At 65.8% G+C, this 17,396-nt stretch carries 15 protein-coding genes; 11 read left to right on the top strand and 4 right to left on the bottom strand.

The window, feature by feature from the left end:
* Window positions 1-159 precede the first annotated feature (159 nt).
* Window positions 160-1,992, top strand: a complete 1,833-nt coding sequence (locus tag RHO23_RS05100; RefSeq protein WP_070916237.1) for a fatty acyl-AMP ligase — start codon at window positions 160-162, stop codon at window positions 1,990-1,992.
* Window positions 1,993-2,006: 14 nt separating this feature from the next.
* Here RHO23_RS05100 and panB read toward each other — a convergent pair whose 3' ends face one another.
* Window positions 2,007-2,852, bottom strand: a complete 846-nt coding sequence (gene panB, locus RHO23_RS05105) for a 3-methyl-2-oxobutanoate hydroxymethyltransferase (protein ID WP_030095414.1) — start codon at window positions 2,850-2,852, stop codon at window positions 2,007-2,009.
* A gap of 173 nt (window positions 2,853-3,025) precedes the next feature.
* Between panB and RHO23_RS05110 the strand changes: the two genes are divergently transcribed.
* From RHO23_RS05110 to RHO23_RS05150, 9 genes are all read left to right on the top strand, one after another.
* Complete coding sequence (locus tag RHO23_RS05110; protein WP_030095415.1) at window positions 3,026-4,399, top strand: WS/DGAT/MGAT family O-acyltransferase; 1,374 nt, start codon at window positions 3,026-3,028, stop codon at window positions 4,397-4,399.
* A gap of 25 nt (window positions 4,400-4,424) precedes the next feature.
* On the top strand, window positions 4,425-5,942 hold the full coding sequence (locus RHO23_RS05115; RefSeq protein WP_044104654.1) for an alpha/beta hydrolase: 1,518 nt from the start codon (window positions 4,425-4,427) through the stop codon (window positions 5,940-5,942).
* 35 nt (window positions 5,943-5,977) lie between these two features.
* Entirely contained in the window at window positions 5,978-7,516 is a 1,539-nt protein-coding gene (locus RHO23_RS05120) for an alpha/beta hydrolase (RefSeq protein WP_057966257.1), read from the top strand.
* Between the two features lie 41 nt (window positions 7,517-7,557).
* Window positions 7,558-8,898 carry a type I glutamate--ammonia ligase gene (gene glnA / locus RHO23_RS05125; RefSeq protein ID WP_030095418.1) on the top strand — a complete coding sequence of 447 codons (1,341 nt, stop codon included), beginning with the start codon at window positions 7,558-7,560 and terminating at the stop codon, window positions 8,896-8,898.
* Between the two features lies 1 nt (window position 8,899).
* Entirely contained in the window at window positions 8,900-11,881 is a 2,982-nt protein-coding gene (locus RHO23_RS05130) for a bifunctional [glutamine synthetase] adenylyltransferase/[glutamine synthetase]-adenylyl-L-tyrosine phosphorylase (RefSeq protein ID WP_423488763.1), read from the top strand.
* Window positions 11,882-11,935: 54 nt separating this feature from the next.
* The gene (locus RHO23_RS05135; RefSeq protein WP_070942536.1) at window positions 11,936-12,268 is read left to right on the top strand and encodes a hemophore-related protein; all 333 of its coding nucleotides are present in this window, start codon (window positions 11,936-11,938) and stop codon (window positions 12,266-12,268) included.
* Between the two features lie 146 nt (window positions 12,269-12,414).
* A complete protein-coding gene (locus RHO23_RS05140) occupies window positions 12,415-12,972 on the top strand; it encodes a hemophore-related protein (protein WP_064408529.1) in 558 nt (185 codons plus the stop codon).
* Window positions 12,973-13,009: 37 nt separating this feature from the next.
* Complete coding sequence (locus tag RHO23_RS05145) at window positions 13,010-13,720, top strand: response regulator transcription factor (RefSeq protein WP_044104419.1); 711 nt, start codon at window positions 13,010-13,012, stop codon at window positions 13,718-13,720.
* Window positions 13,717-15,006 carry a sensor histidine kinase gene (locus RHO23_RS05150; RefSeq protein WP_064408531.1) on the top strand — a complete coding sequence of 430 codons (1,290 nt, stop codon included), beginning with the start codon at window positions 13,717-13,719 and terminating at the stop codon, window positions 15,004-15,006. Before RHO23_RS05145 ends, RHO23_RS05150 begins: the two co-directional genes overlap by 4 nt.
* Window positions 15,007-15,015: 9 nt before the next feature.
* On the opposite strand, the gene RHO23_RS05155 is transcribed toward RHO23_RS05150, so the two are convergent.
* Window positions 15,016-15,519 (bottom strand): nuclear transport factor 2 family protein, encoded by a 504-nt coding sequence (locus RHO23_RS05155; protein WP_064408532.1) that lies wholly within the window; start codon window positions 15,517-15,519, stop codon window positions 15,016-15,018.
* 52 nt (window positions 15,520-15,571) lie between these two features.
* Between RHO23_RS05155 and RHO23_RS05160 the strand changes: the two genes are divergently transcribed.
* On the top strand, window positions 15,572-16,510 hold the full coding sequence (locus RHO23_RS05160; protein WP_030095425.1) for an endonuclease/exonuclease/phosphatase family protein: 939 nt from the start codon (window positions 15,572-15,574) through the stop codon (window positions 16,508-16,510).
* On the opposite strand, the gene RHO23_RS05165 is transcribed toward RHO23_RS05160, so the two are convergent.
* Together RHO23_RS05165 and RHO23_RS05170 are read right to left on the bottom strand one after the other, a co-directional pair.
* Window positions 16,497-16,916 carry a DoxX family protein gene (locus RHO23_RS05165; RefSeq protein WP_030095426.1) on the bottom strand — a complete coding sequence of 140 codons (420 nt, stop codon included), beginning with the start codon at window positions 16,914-16,916 and terminating at the stop codon, window positions 16,497-16,499. The genes RHO23_RS05160 and RHO23_RS05165 overlap by 14 nt on opposite strands.
* Window positions 16,917-16,950: 34 nt before the next feature.
* Window positions 16,951-17,361, bottom strand: a complete 411-nt coding sequence (locus RHO23_RS05170) for a DoxX family protein (protein ID WP_057966261.1) — start codon at window positions 17,359-17,361, stop codon at window positions 16,951-16,953.
* Window positions 17,362-17,396: the final 35 nt, after the last annotated feature.

The raw sequence follows: 17,396 nt of genomic DNA on the forward strand, positions 1-17,396 counted from the left end.
AATCTAAGATTCTCTTAGGGTTCTCATAAGGTCGGGGTATCAGATTTGGGAAGCGATATTCGTTTAGCACCGCGTGTGGTGCCGGGTGTCAGTGTTGCCTGGTCGGTATTGTCCCCCTTATGGGCCGCCAGTCGTGTTCACAGCTAGACCGAGGTCACCATGAAGTTACGCGTTGAGGAGTACTTGGACGGCAAAGGTGCTATCACCTTGCCAGACGGTTACACCGTCAACTACTACCTTGAGCGTGCCGTCGAACAGCTGGGCGACACATTCGCGTACCGATACCTGGACTTCAACGCGAACTCCGATGGCGAACCCAACGATCTCAACTGGACACAGCTTGGCCAGCGCTCGCAAGCGGTAGCGGCACGGCTGCAGCAAGTCACCAAGCCCGGTGATCGTGTCGCGATCCTGGCTCCGCAGGGCATCGACTATGTGATCGGTTTCTATGCCGCCATCGAGGCAGGCAACATTGCCGTTCCACTGTTTGCTCCGGAGCTTCCTGGCCACTCCGAACGGCTGGATGCGGTACTCACCGATGCGCAGCCCACCGTGGTACTGACCAACAATGCCGCCGCGGAATCGGTCAGCAGATTTGTCCGCGGGTTGCCTCGGGAACGGCGCCCCCGTGTGGTCGCGGTCGACAGCGTCCCCGATTCGGTGGCCGCCACCTATGTCAAGGTCACACCGGACACCGATGACATCGCATACCTGCAGTACACGTCAGGATCGACCCGGGTACCCGCCGGTGTGGAGATCACGCACCGTGCGGTGATGACCAACGTTCTGCAGATGATCATCTCGGTTGGCCTGGATGACAGCATCCGCAGTGTCAGCTGGCTGCCGCTGTACCACGACATGGGCCTGCTGATGATTCTGTTCCCGCTGTGCGGCGGCCGGATCACCTTGATGTCGCCGGTGTCGTTCGTGCGGCGTCCCGGACGGTGGATCAAGGAACTGGCGGCCGAGGCGCACCTGGGCCGGACCTTCGCCGCCGCACCGAACTTCGCCTTCGAGCTGGCCGCCGAGCGTGGTCTGCCCAAGGACAACGAGGAATTGGACCTGAGCAATGTGGCGGGTCTGATCAACGGATCGGAGCCGGTGAGCATCTCCTCGATCCGCAAGTTCAACGACGCTTTCGGGCCCTACGGACTGCCGCCGACGACCATCAAGCCCTCGTACGGCATGGCCGAGGCGACACTGTTCGTGTCCACCATTCCCTCCGACGCCGAGGCCTCGGTGGTGTATCTGGACCGCCGGGAGCTGGGCAACGGGCGTGCTGTACGGGTCGCGGACGACGATGAGCATGCGGTTCCGCAGGTGTCTTGCGGCAAGATCTCGCGCAGCCAGTGGGCCGTGATCGTCAATCCCAATGCCGACACCGAGCTGGCCGACGGCGAGGTCGGGGAGATCTGGCTGCACGGAGACAACATCGGCCGCGGCTACTGGGGCAGGCCCAAGGAAACCGACTTCTCCTTCCGTAACAAGCTGCAGGCCCGGCTGGACCAAGGCAGCCATGCCACCGGCACCGAGCCCGGCGCTACCTGGTTCCGCACCGGAGACCTGGGCGTGTACCTCGACGGTGAGCTGTACATCACCGGACGGGTCAAAGACCTGGTCATCATCGATGGCCGCAACCACTACCCGCAGGACATCGAGGCCACCGTCGAGGAAGCCTCACCCGCGGTGCGGCACGGTTTCGTGGCGGCGTTCTCGGTGCCCGCGAACGAGCTGCCCGCTGGCGTCGATCAGGGCAACGGCACGGGGGAGCGAGTGGTCATCGTGGCCGAGCGTGCGGCTGGCGCGGGCCGCGCGGCACCGGAGCCCATTGTCGATGCCATCCGCGCGGCGGTATCGCGGCGGCACAACCTGCCCATCGCGGACATCCAGCTGGTTCAGGCAGGCGCGATTCCACGTACTACCAGCGGAAAGCTCGCACGCCGAGCCTGCCGCCAGGAATACCTGGACAACAAACTCGGCGTGCGTGCCTAGCTTGGCGTGATCTGTCAGTAGCTGTGCTCGGGAGCGGGGAAGACCCCGCGCGCCACCTCGTCGGCGTACTGCTCGGCGGCCTTGCGTAATTCCGCGCCGACCTGGCCGAACTGCTTGACGAACTTGGCGGTCTTGCCGCTGGTCATACCGGCCATGTCCTGCCACACCAGCACCTGGGCGTCGCATTCCCGGCCCGCGCCGATGCCGACGGTCGGGATGGTGAGCTTGCCGGTGATCTGCGTTGCCAGCTCGGCCGGCACCATCTCCATCACCACGGCAATGGCTCCGGCTTCCTGGACCGCGATGGCATCGTGAATGAGCTGTGCGGCGGCATCGTCACGGCCCTGAACGCGGTATCCGCCAAGGCCGTTCACACTCTGCGGGGTGAACCCGATATGTGCCACCACGGGAATCCCGGCAGCGGTCAGTGTGGCGATCTGCTCGGCAACGCGTTCTCCGCCTTCGAGTTTCACCGCATGCGCGCCGGCTTCCTTCATGAACCTGGTCGCGCTCGCCAGGGCCTGAGCGGCCCCACCCTCATAGGAGCCGAAGGGTAGGTCGGCGACCACCAGTGCCTCGGTGGCCCCGCGAACCACGCCGCGTACCAAAGGAATCAGCTCGTCGATGGTGATCGGCACGGTGGTGTCGTACCCGTACACCACGTTCGCGGCCGAATCCCCGACCAGCAGAACGGGAATCCCGGCCTCATTGAAAATCCGTGCGGTCGAGTAGTCGTACGCGGTGAGCATCGACCACTTGTGGCCCTCGGCCTTCCACTTCTGCAAGTGGTGCACCCGGGTCTTGGTACGAGGCTTCTGGGAAGTCTCGGAAGCAGCGCCATACAAGGCAGATTCAGACATCGGTGTCTCTTTCGTTCGTCTCCTCAAGGCCCATCCGGGTCCCTGGGTTTCTAACGATGTTCAGTCTGCCACCGGGCGGCGAAGAGATGAACAACTGAGCGGGTGGACTTGGTCACACCTGCGGTCACGGCATTCGGGCACGAGGGGCTACCGGCTCGCCTAACATCGGCCGCATGCAGCGGCTTTCCGGACTCGACGCCAGTTTTCTCTATCTCGAAACACCGACTCAGCCGATGCACGTGTGCGGCGTACTGGAACTAGACACCACGACTATTCCTGGTGGCTACTCGTTCGAGAAACTGCGAGCGAAGCTGATCGAACGGGTCGAGGGCATCTCCTCATTCACCGAGAAGCTCGCCGACAGCCGCCTGAACCTGGACCACCCGGTGTGGGTCGACGATGACGACTTCGACATCGACCGGCACCTGCACCACGTCGGCCTGCCCGCGCCCGGCGGCAAGGCCGAGATCTCCGATATGTGTGGGCATATCGCGTCATTGCCCTTGGATCGCGCCCGGCCGCTGTGGGAAATGTGGGTCATAGAAACCGGCGACACCAATCGGCTCGTGGTCATGACCAAGATGCATCACGCCTCCGTCGACGGCGTCACCGGAGCCAACCTGATGTCGGCGCTGTGCGGTCTGGAACCCGATGCCCAGGCGCCCGAACCCGCGCCGGGGGTCGGCGGCGCCAACAGCCTCGAGATCGCGATCACCGGCGCCATCAAATGGGCGTCGCGGCCGCTGAAATTCGCCAAGCTGCTGCCCTCGACCATCGGCGTCATCCCGGCCTGGCTGGAGCGCTCCAAACGCGGCGAGGCCATGACGGCACCGTTCTCGGCGCCGCGCACCTCGTTCAACTCCACGATCACCAGCCGCCGCAACGTCGGCTACGCCCAACTGGATCTGGAAGACGTGCGCGCGGTCAAGAACCACTTCGGCGTCAAGGTCAACGACGTCGTGATGGCCATCTGTGCCGGTGCTCTGCGCAAGTATCTGGACGACCGCGGAGAGCTTCCTGACAGCTCGCTGGTAGCCATGGTTCCGGTCTCGGTGCACGAGAAATCCGACCGCCCGGGCCGCAACCAGGTGTCGGGCATGTTCTCCCGGCTGGAGACCAACGTGGACGATCCTGTCGAACGCCTCAACGCGATCTCCGAGGCCAACACGGTGGCCAAGGAGCACACCGCGGTATTGGGCGCGACGCTGCTGCAGGACTGGAGCCAGTTCGCGGCGCCCGCCGTGTTCGGCACCGCGATGCGTGTCTATTCGCGCATCCGGCTGGCCGACCGCCATCCGGTGATCCACAACCTGGTGGTCTCCAACGTGCCGGGACCCCAAGTGCCGCTGTACTTCTTGGGTGCCCAGGTGGTCGGTATGTATCCGTTGGGCCCGATTTTCCACGGTGCCGCACTCACCGTCACGGTGATGTCGCTGGACGGGAAACTCAACGTCGGCCTGATTTCCTGCCCCGATCTGATGCCCGACCTTTCCACCCTGACCGACGATTTCGGCGTGGCGCTGCAGGAGCTGAAGGCTCGGATCTAGTCTCTTCTGGCACCATGGCTGAATGATGTTTCGTGGTCGGCGGGTTGCTGCCGTATTGGCTCTTGCCTCGGTAGTAGCCGTCGTCTCTGGTTGTGTGCGGTCAGTCGAAGGTCAGGCGATGGCGGCTCAGCCGTCGGAAACCACCCTCAGTTGGGGGGACTGTGACGGCTTCACCCCGGAAAACACCACGGTGCCGGCGAGCACCGTGTGCTCGGAACTCGAGGTGCCCGTCGACTACGCCAAGCCGGACGGGGCGAAGGCGCGGCTGGCGATCATCAAGTACCCGGCCAAGGGCAAGCGCATCGGATCGCTGCTGATGAACCCGGGTGGCCCCGGCCAATCGGGCATTGAGGCCGCGACCGCCATCGTCAAGCAGGTACCCAAGGACATCCGTGACAGCTTCGACTTCATCGGATTCGATCCGCGTGGTGTCGGGTCGTCCACGCCGGCCGTCGAGTGCAACTCCGACCAGGACGTGGATCGCCTGCGCGCGCAGAACGACACCGACTACAGCCCTGAGGGCGTCGCACGCATGGAGCAGGACTCCAAGGACTTCGTGAAGCGCTGCGTCGACAAGGTGGGGCTGGAGTTCCTCGCCAATGTCGGCACCGTGAACGTCGCCAAGGATATGGATCGGCTCCGTGCCGCTCTCGGCGACGAGAAGCTGACCTATCTGGGCTACTCGTACGGCACCCGGATCGGTACCACGTATGCCGAGCAGTTCCCGCAGAACGTGCGGGCACTCATCCTCGACGGGGTGATCGACCCCAACGCCGATCCCACCCAGGCAGATATCGACCAGATCGCCGGGTTCCAAAAGGCTTTCGACAACTACGCGGCCGACTGCGCCAAGAGCCCGAGCTGCCCGCTGGGGACCGATCCGGCTCAGGCGACCGCGCGCTATCGGGCGATGATCGACCCGTTGGTCGATCACCCGGCCAAGACCAAGGACGGCCGTGGCCTGTCCCACGGCGACGCCATCATCGGAACCATCATGGTGATGTACTCGCCCACATTGTGGGAGGCGTTCACCAAGGCGCTGCGTCAGCTCAGCGAGGGCTCCGGCGACATCCTGCAGCTGCTCGCCGATGCGTATATGAAGCGCGATGAAGACGGCCACTACAGCCACGCGCAGGACGCACAGACCGCCATCAACTGTGTCGACGAACCGCCGGAGACCGACCGTGCCAAGGCCGTCGAGAAGGACCGCCGCATCCGTGAGGTGGCACCGTTCCAGGACTACGGCCAATTCACCGGGAACGCACCGCTGGGAGTGTGTGCGTTCTGGCCGGTACCGCCGACGAGCAAGCCGCACCCCATCAACGTGCCCGGTCTGCCCAAACTGCTGGTGGTCTCCACCACCTTCGATCCGGCAACCCCGTACCAGGCAGGCGTTGAGCTGGCCAAACAGCTTGGCGGAGGCCTGCTGACCTACGAGGGGACCAAGCACACCATCGTGTTCGACGGGAATCAGTGCGTCGACAAAGCGGCGGAGACATATCTCATCAAGGTCACGACTCCGGCTGAAGGCGCCCGCTGCTGATCCCTTTTGGCGTCCGACATGGCACGATGTGGCCCATGATGCGGATGCGCCGGGCGTTGCCGGTGATTCTTTTGGTGTTCTCGGCTGCGTTCTCGGCGGGCCCCGTCATCCCGGCGGCCGCCGTTCCGTTGCCGGCGCCGAGCCCGTCGCTGCAGGCGTTCTATGACCAGAAGGTGGTCTGGGGCGGCTGCGACGGCTTTGTCAGCGACACCAGCCGCATCCCGACAGCGCGGTGCGCCAAGGTGAAGGTGCCCGTCAGCTACGACAAGCTGATGGGCGCGGTCGCCGAGCTGGCCGTGCTCAAGGTGCCCGCCTCCGGCAAGCGCATCGGTGCACTGCTGGTCAACCCGGGCGGCCCCGGTGGATCGGGTGTGGACCTGGCAGCCGGTATGGGCGCCAAGCTCGGTGACGCCGCGATCGGGCAGAGCTTCGACATCGTCGGATTCGACCCGCGCGGTGTCGGCGGCTCGACACCCACCCTGCGGTGCCGCACCGATGCCGAATTCGATGCCTTCCGCAAGGAACCGCTGGCCGACTACAGCCAGGCCGGAGTCGCCCACATCGAGGACGTGTACCGCCAATACGTCAACGAATGCGCGCAGCGGATGGGGCTGGACTTTCTCGCCAATGCCGGAACCGCCTCGGCGGCAAGGGATATGGACATCATCAGGGCGGCAGTCGGCGACAGCAAGCTGAACTACCTGGGCTACTCCTACGGCACCGAGCTGGGCACCCAGTACGCCGAGTACTTCCCACAGAATGTGCGCACGATGGTCCTGGACGGTGCGATCGACCCGACCATCGACCCCGTCGAGTCCAATGTGCGGCAGATGACCGGATTCCAGGTGGCGTTCAACGACTACGCCGCCGACTGTGCCAAGGATCCCAAGTGCCCGTTGGGGACCGACCCCTCGCAGGCCGTGAAGCGTTTCCACCAGCTGATCGATCCATTGGTGGCCAAGCCCGCGAAGACCAATGATCCACGCGGCCTGAGCTACCAGGACGCCATCACCGGCACCATCCAGGCGATGTACACGCCGCGGTACTGGAAGTACCTCACCTCCGGGCTGGCAGGACTGGTCGACGGCAGCGGACCCGATGACCTGCTGTGGCTGGCCGACCAGTACCAGGAGCGTGACGATCAGGGGCGCTACGACAACCTGCAGGACGCCTTCAACTCGATTCGGTGCGTCGACGGGCCGACCCCGAGGGATTCCGCGCCCTGGGTGGCCGCCGACAAACGACTGCGCGAACAGGCGCCGTTCTCGAGCTACGGCACCTTCACCGGCTACGCCCCGCGTGATTTGTGCGCCTTCTGGCCGGTAGCCCCGACCTCATCCCCACACACCCCGTCGACTCCCGGACTGCCGCCGGTGGTGGTCATCTCCACGACCCACGACCCCGCCACCCCCTATGAAGCGGGAGTGGCACTGGCACAGCAATTGAACGGATCGCTCATCAGCTACGAGGGCACCCAGCACACCGTCGCGTTCAACGGCGAGGCGTGCGTCGACGAAGCGGTCACGCGCTACTTCGTGGACGACATCGTGCCCCCCAGGGACTTGCGGTGCTGAGCATCCGTGCTCGTCTAGGCCGGATGTAATAGCCTCTGACCATGGATCGTCAGAAGGAATTCGTGCTGCGCACGCTGGAAGAACGAGATATCCGTTTCGTCCGGCTGTGGTTCACCGATGTGCTCGGTTACCTCAAGAGCGTGTCGATCGCACCCGCCGAACTCGAGGGCGCGTTCGAGGAGGGCATCGGCTTCGACGGTTCGTCCATCGAGGGCTTCGCCCGCGTGTCCGAATCGGACACCGTTGCGCACCCCGATCCGTCGACGTTCCAGGTGCTGCCCTGGACCACCAGCGCCGGTAAGCACCACTCGGCGCGCATGTTCTGCGATATCAAGCTGCCCGACGGATCGCCGTCCTGGTCGGACCCGCGGCATGTGCTGCGCCGCCAGCTCGCCAAGGCAAGCGATTTGGGCTTCTCCTGCTACGTACACCCGGAGATCGAGTTCTTCCTGCTGAAGAACATGCCCGATGACGGGTCGGCGCCCATTCCGGCCGATGACGCCGGATATTTCGACCAGGCCGTGCACGAGGCGGCACCGAACTTCCGCCGCCACGCCATCGACGCGCTCGAATCCATGGGCATCTCCGTGGAATTCAGCCACCACGAGGGCGCGCCCGGCCAGCAGGAGATCGACCTGCGCTACGCCGACGCGCTGTCCATGGCCGACAACGTGATGACCTTCCGCAACGTGGTCAAGGAAGTCGCGATCATCGACGGCGTGCATGCCACCTTCATGCCCAAGCCATTCAGTGATCACCCCGGCAGTGCGATGCACACCCACATGAGCCTGTTCGAGGGCGATACTAACGCCTTCCACAACCCCGACGATCCGCTGCAGCTGTCCACCGTCGGCAAGTCGTTCATCGCCGGAATCCTGGAGCACGCCAACGAGATCAGTGCCGTCACCAACCAGTGGGTGAACTCCTACAAGCGGCTGGTGCAGGGCGGTGAGGCCCCCACGGCGGCATCCTGGGGCGCGGCCAACCGCTCGGCGCTGGTGCGGGTTCCGATGTACACGCCCAACAAGTCGTCCTCACGCCGCATCGAGGTGCGCAGCCCCGACTCGGCCTGCAACCCGTACCTGACCTACGCCGTGCTGCTGGCCGCCGGACTGCGCGGCGTGGAGCAGGGCTACACGCTGGGGCCCGAGGCCGAGGATGATGTCTGGGGCCTGACCCGGGCCGAGCGTCAAGCCATGGGCTACAAGGAACTGCCCAGCACCCTGGAGAACGCGCTCATTGCCATGGAGCGTTCCGAGCTGGTGGCAGAAGCCTTGGGGGAGCATGTCTTCGACTTCTTCCTCCGTAACAAGCGGGCCGAGTGGGCGCGTTACCGAAGCAATGTGACCCCGTTCGAGCTGCGGGCCTACTTGGGTCTCTGAGGTGACTCGAGCCTCCACCGAGCGTTCGAAGGTTCCCAGTGTCGGGCGGCTGGGGCTCGTCGATGCGCGGGCCGCGTCTCTGCTCGAAGAGCTGGGTTGGACCACCGAGGCGCACGTCCCGTTGTTGTGGTCGTTGTCGAGGTCACCCGACGCGGATGCCGCGCTGCTGACCCTGATCCGGCTGCACGAGGAGATGGGCGCCGACTGGGCCGCGCTGGACCGCGAGCTCAGCGCCGACACCGCCCTGCGCGGGCGGCTGCTCTCGGTGATCGGGTCTTCGCTGGCGCTCGGCGATCACCTGGTCGCCCATCCCGCCCGTTGGCAGCTGTTGGTGGGGGATATCGAGCTTGAGTCCAAAGAGGCTCTGCAAGAACGCTTCTTGACGGCTGTTGGTGCGGTAGGGGGGCGTGCCTCGGTATCCGAGGGCGCCGCGATCTCGGCGTTGCGCGACGCGTACCGAGACCGGCTGCTGGTGCTCGCCGCACTCGATCTGGCCGCGACCGTGGAGAACGAACCGGTGCTGCCGTTCCCCGTGGTGGGCCAGCACCTGGCGGATCTGGCCGATGCCGCGCTGACGGCGGCACTGTCCGTCGCGGTATCGCTGGTGGTTCCGGCGGGACAGGACCCGCCCCGGCTCGCGGTCATCGCGATGGGCAAATGTGGTGCGCGCGAACTCAATTACGTCAGCGACGTCGACGTCATCTTTGTGGCGCAGGAGGCCGATTCGCTGACCACCCGCGTCGCCGGGGAGATGATGCGCATCGGCTCGAGCACCTTCTTCGAGGTGGACGCGGCGCTGCGCCCGGAGGGTAAGGCGGGCGCGCTGGTGCGCACCCTGGATTCTCATGTGGCCTACTACCGGCGCTGGGCCAAGACCTGGGAGTTCCAGGCCCTGCTGAAGGCGCGGCCCGCCGTCGGCGATCCGGAGCTGGGCCAGGCATACCTGGACGCCCTCATGCCGATGGTGTGGGCCGCCTGCGAGCGTGACGATTTCGTGCCGGAAGTACAGGCCATGCGCCGCCGGGTGGAATCGCTGGTGCCGGCAGACCTGCGCGAGCGCGAGATCAAACTGGGCACCGGTGGGCTGCGTGACGTCGAATTCGCGGTACAGCTGCTGCAGTTGGTGCATGGCCGGGCCGATGAGTCGCTGCATGTCGCCTCGACGGTGGACGCGTTGGCGGCGTTGTCCACCGGGGGATACATCGGGCGTGACGACGGTGCGAATCTGACTGCCTCGTATGAGTTCTTGCGCCTACTGGAGCACCGGTTGCAGTTGCAGCGGCTCAAGCGCACGCATACCCTGCCCGCGCCGGAAGACACCGAGGCCATGCGCTGGCTGGCCCGGGCCGCCCACGTGCGTCCCGACGGGCAGAACGACGCGGTCGGGGTGCTGCGCGCCGAGATCAAGCGGCAGGCGGTGCGGGTGTCGCGCCTGCACACCAAGTTGTTCTATCAACCGCTGCTGGAGTCGGTCACCGAGTTCGACAAGGAGGCGTTGGGGCTGTCCAACGAGGCTGCGGTGCGTCAGCTCGCGGCCCTGGGCTACCAGCAGCCGCAGCATGCGCTCAGTCACCTCTCCGCGCTGACCAAGGAGGGCGGTCGCCGCGGACGAATCCAAACAATTTTGCTGCCAACACTTTTGGATTGGCTGGCGGATACCCCCGATCCGGATGCCGGACTGCTGGCCTATCGCCGGGTGAGCGAGGCGCTGGTCGACCAGACCTGGTACCTGCGCACGCTGCGTGACGAGGGCGCGGTGGCCAAGCGGCTCATGCTGATTCTGGGCACCTCGGCCTACGTGCCGGACCTCATCATGCGGGCACCCGAGGTGATTCAGCTCTACGCCGACGGGCCCAATGGGCCCAAACTCCTTGAGGCGGAGCCAGTCTCGGTAGCGGGGGCGCTGATCGCGTCCTCGGCGCGGCACACCGATCCGGAGCGTGCGATCGGGGCGGCACGATCATTGCGGCGCCGGGAGCTGGCCCGGGTGGCCTCGGCGGATCTGCTGGGTCTGCTGGACGTGGTCGATGTCTGCGGCGCGCTGACCTCGGTATGGGTCGCGGTGCTGCAGGCTGCCCTGGATGCGCTGATCAAGGGCAGTGTTCCCGAGGGCGAAGAGGCTCCGGCAAGCATCGCCGTCATCGGGATGGGGCGTCTGGGCGGCGGCGAGCTGGGCTATGGCTCCGATGCCGACGTCCTGTATGTGTGCGAGGCGCGCGGTGGTGCCACCGACGACGAGGCCGTCCGCTGGTCGGCCACGATCGCCGAGAAGCTGGGCAAGCTGCTCGGTGCTCCGAGCACCGACCCGCCGCTGCAGGTCGACACCGGTCTGCGTCCCGAGGGGCGCAACGGGCCGATGGTGCGCACCCTGACGGCCTACGAGACCTATTACGCCCAATGGGCGCAGCCGTGGGAAGTGCAGGCGCTGCTGCGCGCGCACAGCGTCGCCGGAGATGCGGACCTGGGTCTGCGGTTCCTGCACATGATCGACAAGACGCGATACCCCGCCGGTGGCATCGCCCTGGATGCCGTGCGCGAGATTCGCCGGATCAAGGCGCGGGTGGATGCCGAGCGGCTGCCACGCGGCGCTGACCCGAACACCAACACCAAGCTGGGCCGTGGCGGGCTGGCCGATGTGGAGTGGACCGTGCAGCTGCTGCAGCTGCGCCACGCCCACGAACATCCGTCTCTGCACAGCACCTCGACCCTGCAGACGCTGGCGGCCGCAGCGCAGGCCGGGCTCATCGAGGCCGAGGACGCCGAGCTGCTGCGTCAGGCGTGGCTGACCGCCACCAACGCGCGCAACGCATTGGTGCTGGCGCGGGGTAAGCCCACCGACCAACTGCCCGGACCCGGCCGGCTACTCAACACGGTGGCCGCGGCCGCCGGCTGGCCGGACAACGACGGCGGTGAGTTTCTGGACAACTATCTGCGCGTGACCAGGCGCGCGAAAGCGGTCGTGCAGCGGGTGTTCGGGGAGTAGCTTCGTGCGGGTCACGGTCCCTTTTCGCGGATCCACATCCCTCAAGGAGCGGCTATGAAGTACACATCGATTGTCGTGGGTCTCGGTGTCGTCGCCGGTGCCCTTGGCGTGGCGGCACCCGCCTACGCCAAGCCGGGTGATTGCACCGTCTCCGAGGAAGCGCGGCTCGATGCGGTGGAGGCGACCAAGCGCGCGGAGTACCTGGAGCGCCATCCCGACGTCAACACCGGGATAAGCGATGCGCTCAAGAACACGCCCGGCGACGGCGGTGCCAAGCACGAAGCCGTGCAGGCGTATCTCAATGCCAATCCAGTGGCCAAGGCTGACCTGGATGCGATCCGTCAGCCGGTGCAGGACTTCAAGAACCGCTGCTGGCCGGGGGAGTAGGGGCCCGCCGAACTACATGGAGGTAGTTTTCGCCGCGCTTCTCATGGTTTCTTAACGTTCGAGCCATGACCGTCCAACCAACGCTCGATAGCGTCCCGGACGGGCCGGCACCTCGTCGGCTGTAACGCTGAACAAGGAGTTACTCCATGAAGTTCACCTCTGCTGTCCTCAGCGGTGTCGTCGGTACCGGTGCAGTCGCCAGCGCCCTGGCATTCGCAGGCGCCGCTGGTGCGGCTCCCGGCCAGTGCACTGCCGCCGAGTTCGCCCGTACCCACTCGACAGTGTCGAGCCAGGTCGCGAGCTACCTGGACAAGAACCCGACCATCAACGACGGCATCACCAAGGCCGCCAAGGGTGCCCCCGAGGGCGAGCGTCGCGAAGCCATCAAGACCTACCTGGATGGCCAGCCCGCCGCCAAGGCCGAGCTCGACAAGATCCGTCAGCCGCTCACGAGCCTGAAGAGCAGCTGTGGCGCGGATACCGATGACGCGGCCCCGGCCGCCCCGGCCGGACTGGTTGGCCAGCCGGCACAGCCCGCCACCGAGGACGCCCCCGCTGAGCAGCCGCAGCAGCCGTGGAACCCCTTCGCGCCGCAGCAGCAGCCCGCGCAGGACGTCGCGGAGAACGCCGGCACCCAGCCGGCCGCCCCGGCCAAGCCGGCCTCGCCCGCCGTCACCGCGGTGGTCGATCAGCAGGACGCCTAACACCTCTCTCAGACGGGCGGCTTAGCCTTAAGCAGCGATGACTCAGGAAAATGCCGCCCGTCACAAGGTGTTGATGGTCGATGACGACCCGGACGTCCGGAACTCGGTAGCCCGTGGGCTACGCCACTCGGGTTTCGACGTCCGGGTCGCTGTCGATGGCCGCGATGCCCTAACCCAGCTCGCGGCCGATGAGCCCGACGCCCTGGTGCTCGATGTGCAGATGCCCGAGCTGGACGGGGTGGCGGTGGTTACCGCACTGCGGGCCCTGGGTAATGACATTCCGATCTGCGTACTGAGCGCACGTGACACCGTCAACGACCGGATCGCCGGCCTGGAGGCCGGTGCCGACGACTACCTGACGAAACCTTTCGACCTCGGCGAGTTGGTGGCCCGCCTGCGCGCCCTGCTGCGCCGTCGTGGCGCGGGCGGCGGCGGTCTTGCCACCTCCGCCATCACCGTGGGGCAGGTGACGGTCGACGTGGCCCGCCGGCTGGTTTTCAGTAACGGAGAGCGCGTCGAGTTGAGTAAGCGCGAGTTCGATCTGCTGGTGGTGCTGGCCGAGAACACCGGAGTGGTGCTGAGCCGCACCCGGTTGCTGGAACTGGTGTGGGGCTACGACTTTGACGTCGAGACCAATGTGGCCGACGTCTTCGTGAGCTATCTGCGCCGCAAGCTGGAAAACGGGGGAGCCTCACGAGTCATCCATACCGTCAGAGGTGTGGGATACGTGATGAGGGAAGAGGCGTGAAACGCTCACTGTCGCTGCGTACCCGGGTCGCGGTCGCAGCCTTCCTGGCCGCGGGCCTGGTGGTCGCGCTCATCGGCATCGTGGCCGGTATCGCGCTGGTGCGCAACGACACCCGACAGCTTGACCGGCGCCTGGACATGCTGACGGATGCGGTTCAGGCCACCACCCGTCATGGCGAGACCACCTTCGTGTTGACAGTCCGGGACTCCAAGAGCGGAGGCCTGGTGATCTTCCGCGGCGTCGAACTGCCGAGGCTGCCGTTGGGGACGGGGAATGTGACCGTCGGCGACGTGAACTACCGGGTGCGGACCATCGAGAATCCGGAAGAGCAGACCGTGATTTCACTGGGGACACGGTCGGACACGGTGTTGGTCAACCACCGGGGAATCCCGGTCTTCATCGCGCTGGGTGTGCTGTCGATGCTGTTGGCCGGAGGCTTCGCGTGGCTTTTCGCGGGCCGGGCGGTGCGACCGCTGCACCAACTCACCGATCAGACCCGGCAACTCGACACCGACGGTCTGCATGTCGCGGCGGTACGCGGCGCACGGGAATCCGAAGAACTTGCCGACGCCATGGCCGCCATGCTCGGGCGTGTCTCGGCAGCACAGTCAGAGACCACCAAATCCCTTCTGGCGGCCCGCGATTTCGCGGCCAGCGCCGCCCATGAGCTACGCACGCCGCTCACCGCGATGCGCGCTGACCTGGACACGCTGCGCGCGCATGACCTTTCGAATGAGGAACGCACCGAGGTCATCGGCGACCTGCAGCGCGCGCAGCGCCGGGTCGAAGCCACCATCACCGCACTCGGTCAGCTCGCGTCGGGTGATCTCGCCCGCGCAGAAGATCGTGAACTGGTGGACATCGCCGATCTGCTGGACCGGGTGGCAGCGGATGCGTCGATGCACCGCGCCGACATGCCGGAGATCACCGTCAACACCGATGACGGGGGCGTGGTGCTGGGCTGGCCCGATGGGCTGCGGCTGGCGGTGGACAACCTGGTGCGTAACGCCATCAACCATGGCAATGCCAAACATGTTGTGCTGAGCGCGAATCGGGTCGATAGCCGACTGGTGATCGAGGTCGACGACGATGGCACCGGCCTTCCCGAGGCTGATCGGGAGCGGGTGCTGGGGCGATTCGAACGTGGCCCCGGTGCCAAGCCCGGCGGGCTCGGGCTGGGTCTGGCGCTCGTCGCGCAGCAGGCCGCGCTGCACGGGGGAGATGTGGTGCTGTCGGAAAGTCCGCTGGGCGGGCTGCGGGCAACGCTGACGATTCTGGCTGAATAGAACCGGCGACTAGTTCTTGCGCGATCCGTACTTGGTGAGCCAGTCGCGGGCCTCGTCGGGAAGGCTCCCCGACGTCTCGGCGGCCCTGCACCAGCGCCGCACCATCTTGACCATGTTCGCGGGGTTGTAGGCGTCCTCCTGCTGTGACCACAGCCCGTTCCCGGCGTAGTGCAGCACGGTCAGGTTCGGTTCGCCCCAATGCTGACCGTCGCCCGGATCGCTCATCACGTTATCGATTTCGCAAACCACCCAACCCTTTTCGGGGTCGAAGACAGTCCAGGTGGCAGGCAGGCTCGGCATGTGGTTGCCGGGGAACTCCGCCATGACCGCGGTGATGTACTGCCGAATCGCCTCCTTGCCATGCAGGCGGCCCACCACGTGTTCGATGTAGAGGGCGTCGTCGGTGTACATCTCGGCGTAGGGGTTCCAGTCGCCGGTTTCGATACAACGATGGACGGTGGCCTGGTGTTGCGCGAACGCTTCCTCGAGTTCGGCGCGGCTAAACGACGGCATGGGTAAGAGAGTGCCATAAGGTACCGTCCCTGAGGTGCGTGGACGGACCGCCGTGGGGGCGTTGGGTTGGCTGCTGGCCGTCGTGGCCATCCTGGCGATCGTGTCGCGCTGGGCGCGATCCAGTTGGTCGCCCCTGATCGGGCTGACCGCCGGCTGGCCTGTCACCTGCCTGCTGATGATCCTGGGGCTGTTGCTGTTCCTTTCGGTGCGGCAGTGGTGGGGCGTGCTGACGGCGACCGTGGTGATCGCGTTGCAGGTGCTGGCGATCGCACCGCTGTACCTGGCCGACACCCATCCGCAGGGGACAACCGTCACCGTGCTGCAGACCAATCTGCGTTTCGGTGCCGGTGACGCCGGGGCAGTGGTGGCCGCGATCCACGAGCACGACGTGGGCGTGGTGACGGTCGACGAACTCACCCCGGAGGCCCGAGTGAAACTCGTTGCCGCGGGTATTGATTCAGTGCTCCCGTATTCGTACACCGTTGCCGAGCCGAAAGCTGCCGGCACCGGTATCTGGAGTCGGTATCCGTTGACCCCGGTGCATCAGGACGACCAGAGCTTCGCCATGCGGCAGATCTGGGCCGAAGCCGAGATCCCCGGGGTGGGACCGGTGATGCTCGTCGCCGTGCACACCCGCCCGCCGGAGAAAGATATGAGTTCGCCGGGTTGGCTCACGGAGCTGGACACCATCGGCCGTCAGTTGCAGGCATTACGCCCGGACGTGAAAGTCATTGTTGGTGGCGACTTTAACGCCACCTACGATCACTTCGTGTTCCGGCAGATCCTCACCGGCGGCTTCGCCGATGCCGTGGATCAGGCCGGGGCCGGCTGGCTGCCGACGTGGCGTGAGGGGCGCTGGTACACCCGGCTGATCGGGATCGATCACGTACTGACCCGCGGGGCCGCCGCCACCTCGGTGACCACCCAGGAGATCTACGGCACCGACCACCGGGCGCTCATCGCCACGGTGGTTGTGCCTAGCTCTTCTTGAGCGCCGCGTCGATCGACAGCGATCCACCACCGGTAAACACCAGCAGGAAGAAGGCCCAGCAGAACAGCACGGCCAGTTCGCCGTTGTTCTCAATGGGAAGCAGTCCAGCGGACTGGTGCTGGGTGAAATACGCGAACGCCATCGTGCCGGAGGCCAGGAACGCCGCGATGCGGGTCCCGGCGCCGAACAGAATCGCGACCCCGGTGAGGAACTCGATGGCGCCCGCCCACCAGCCCAGCGACCACGACTCCACCGGGGGCATCGAGGCCAGGTCGGGCCAGCGGAACAAGATGGCGGTGCCGTGCACGGTGAACAGGAATCCGAAGACGATGCGGAATAACGACAGGACAACGGGCGTGGCGCCGTCGAGCTTGGCGACTGAGCTGGAGGTGCTGGAAGAGGCCATGGCCAGGATGCTAAACCAATTCTGGCGTAAGGACTTAGCGCTTAGCGCGGGTAATGAATCGGTCGAGTGATAGCGAGCCGCCGCCGGTGAACACCAGCAGGAGGAAGATCCAGCTGTAGAGAGCGGCGCCCTCGCCGTTGTTCTGGATCGGCAACAGCCCCTCGGGCTGGTGGTAGGTGAAGTAGGCGACCGCCATCGCGCCGGATGACACGAACGCGGCGATCCGGGTGCCGAGCCCGAGGATGAGCGCCGCTCCGCCAAGGAATTCGATGATGCCGGCCCACCAGGGCAGGGTGCCGACGGGCTGCAGGTACGAGGCCAGCGGCCACCCGAACAGGTGCGAGGTGCCATGTAGGAAGAACAGGAACCCCACCACGATCCGGAATGCCGACAGGGCGACCGGCGTCAGGCCGGTGAGCTTGGTTTCGATATCAGCGAGTGCCATGCGTCTAACAATAGGACCATAGTCCGCTTTATTCC

Source organism: Mycobacteroides sp. PCS013, assembly GCF_049532645.1.
GTDB classification, from domain to species: Bacteria; Actinomycetota; Actinomycetes; order Mycobacteriales; family Mycobacteriaceae; genus Mycobacterium; species Mycobacterium gwanakae.

What these genes read in the sequence shown, in the direction of transcription:
- RHO23_RS05165 (WP_030095426.1), bottom strand. Translation starts at nt 16,916, where the DNA reads ATGGCCTCTTCCAGCACCTCCAGCTCAGTCGCCAAGCTCGACGGCGCC.
- RHO23_RS05140 (WP_064408529.1), top strand. Translation starts at nt 12,415, where the DNA reads ATGAAGTTCACCTCTGCTGTCCTCAGCGGTGTCGTCGGTACCGGTGCA.
- RHO23_RS05115 (WP_044104654.1), top strand. Translation starts at nt 4,425, where the DNA reads ATGTTTCGTGGTCGGCGGGTTGCTGCCGTATTGGCTCTTGCCTCGGTA.
- RHO23_RS05155 (WP_064408532.1), bottom strand. Translation starts at nt 15,519, where the DNA reads ATGCCGTCGTTTAGCCGCGCCGAACTCGAGGAAGCGTTCGCGCAACAC.
- panB (WP_030095414.1), bottom strand. Translation starts at nt 2,852, where the DNA reads ATGTCTGAATCTGCCTTGTATGGCGCTGCTTCCGAGACTTCCCAGAAG.
- RHO23_RS05135 (WP_070942536.1), top strand. Translation starts at nt 11,936, where the DNA reads ATGAAGTACACATCGATTGTCGTGGGTCTCGGTGTCGTCGCCGGTGCC.
- RHO23_RS05100 (WP_070916237.1), top strand. Translation starts at nt 160, where the DNA reads ATGAAGTTACGCGTTGAGGAGTACTTGGACGGCAAAGGTGCTATCACC.
- RHO23_RS05110 (WP_030095415.1), top strand. Translation starts at nt 3,026, where the DNA reads ATGCAGCGGCTTTCCGGACTCGACGCCAGTTTTCTCTATCTCGAAACA.
- RHO23_RS05120 (WP_057966257.1), top strand. Translation starts at nt 5,978, where the DNA reads ATGATGCGGATGCGCCGGGCGTTGCCGGTGATTCTTTTGGTGTTCTCG.
- RHO23_RS05145 (WP_044104419.1), top strand. Translation starts at nt 13,010, where the DNA reads ATGACTCAGGAAAATGCCGCCCGTCACAAGGTGTTGATGGTCGATGAC.
- glnA (WP_030095418.1), top strand. Translation starts at nt 7,558, where the DNA reads ATGGATCGTCAGAAGGAATTCGTGCTGCGCACGCTGGAAGAACGAGAT.
- RHO23_RS05170 (WP_057966261.1), bottom strand. Translation starts at nt 17,361, where the DNA reads ATGGCACTCGCTGATATCGAAACCAAGCTCACCGGCCTGACGCCGGTC.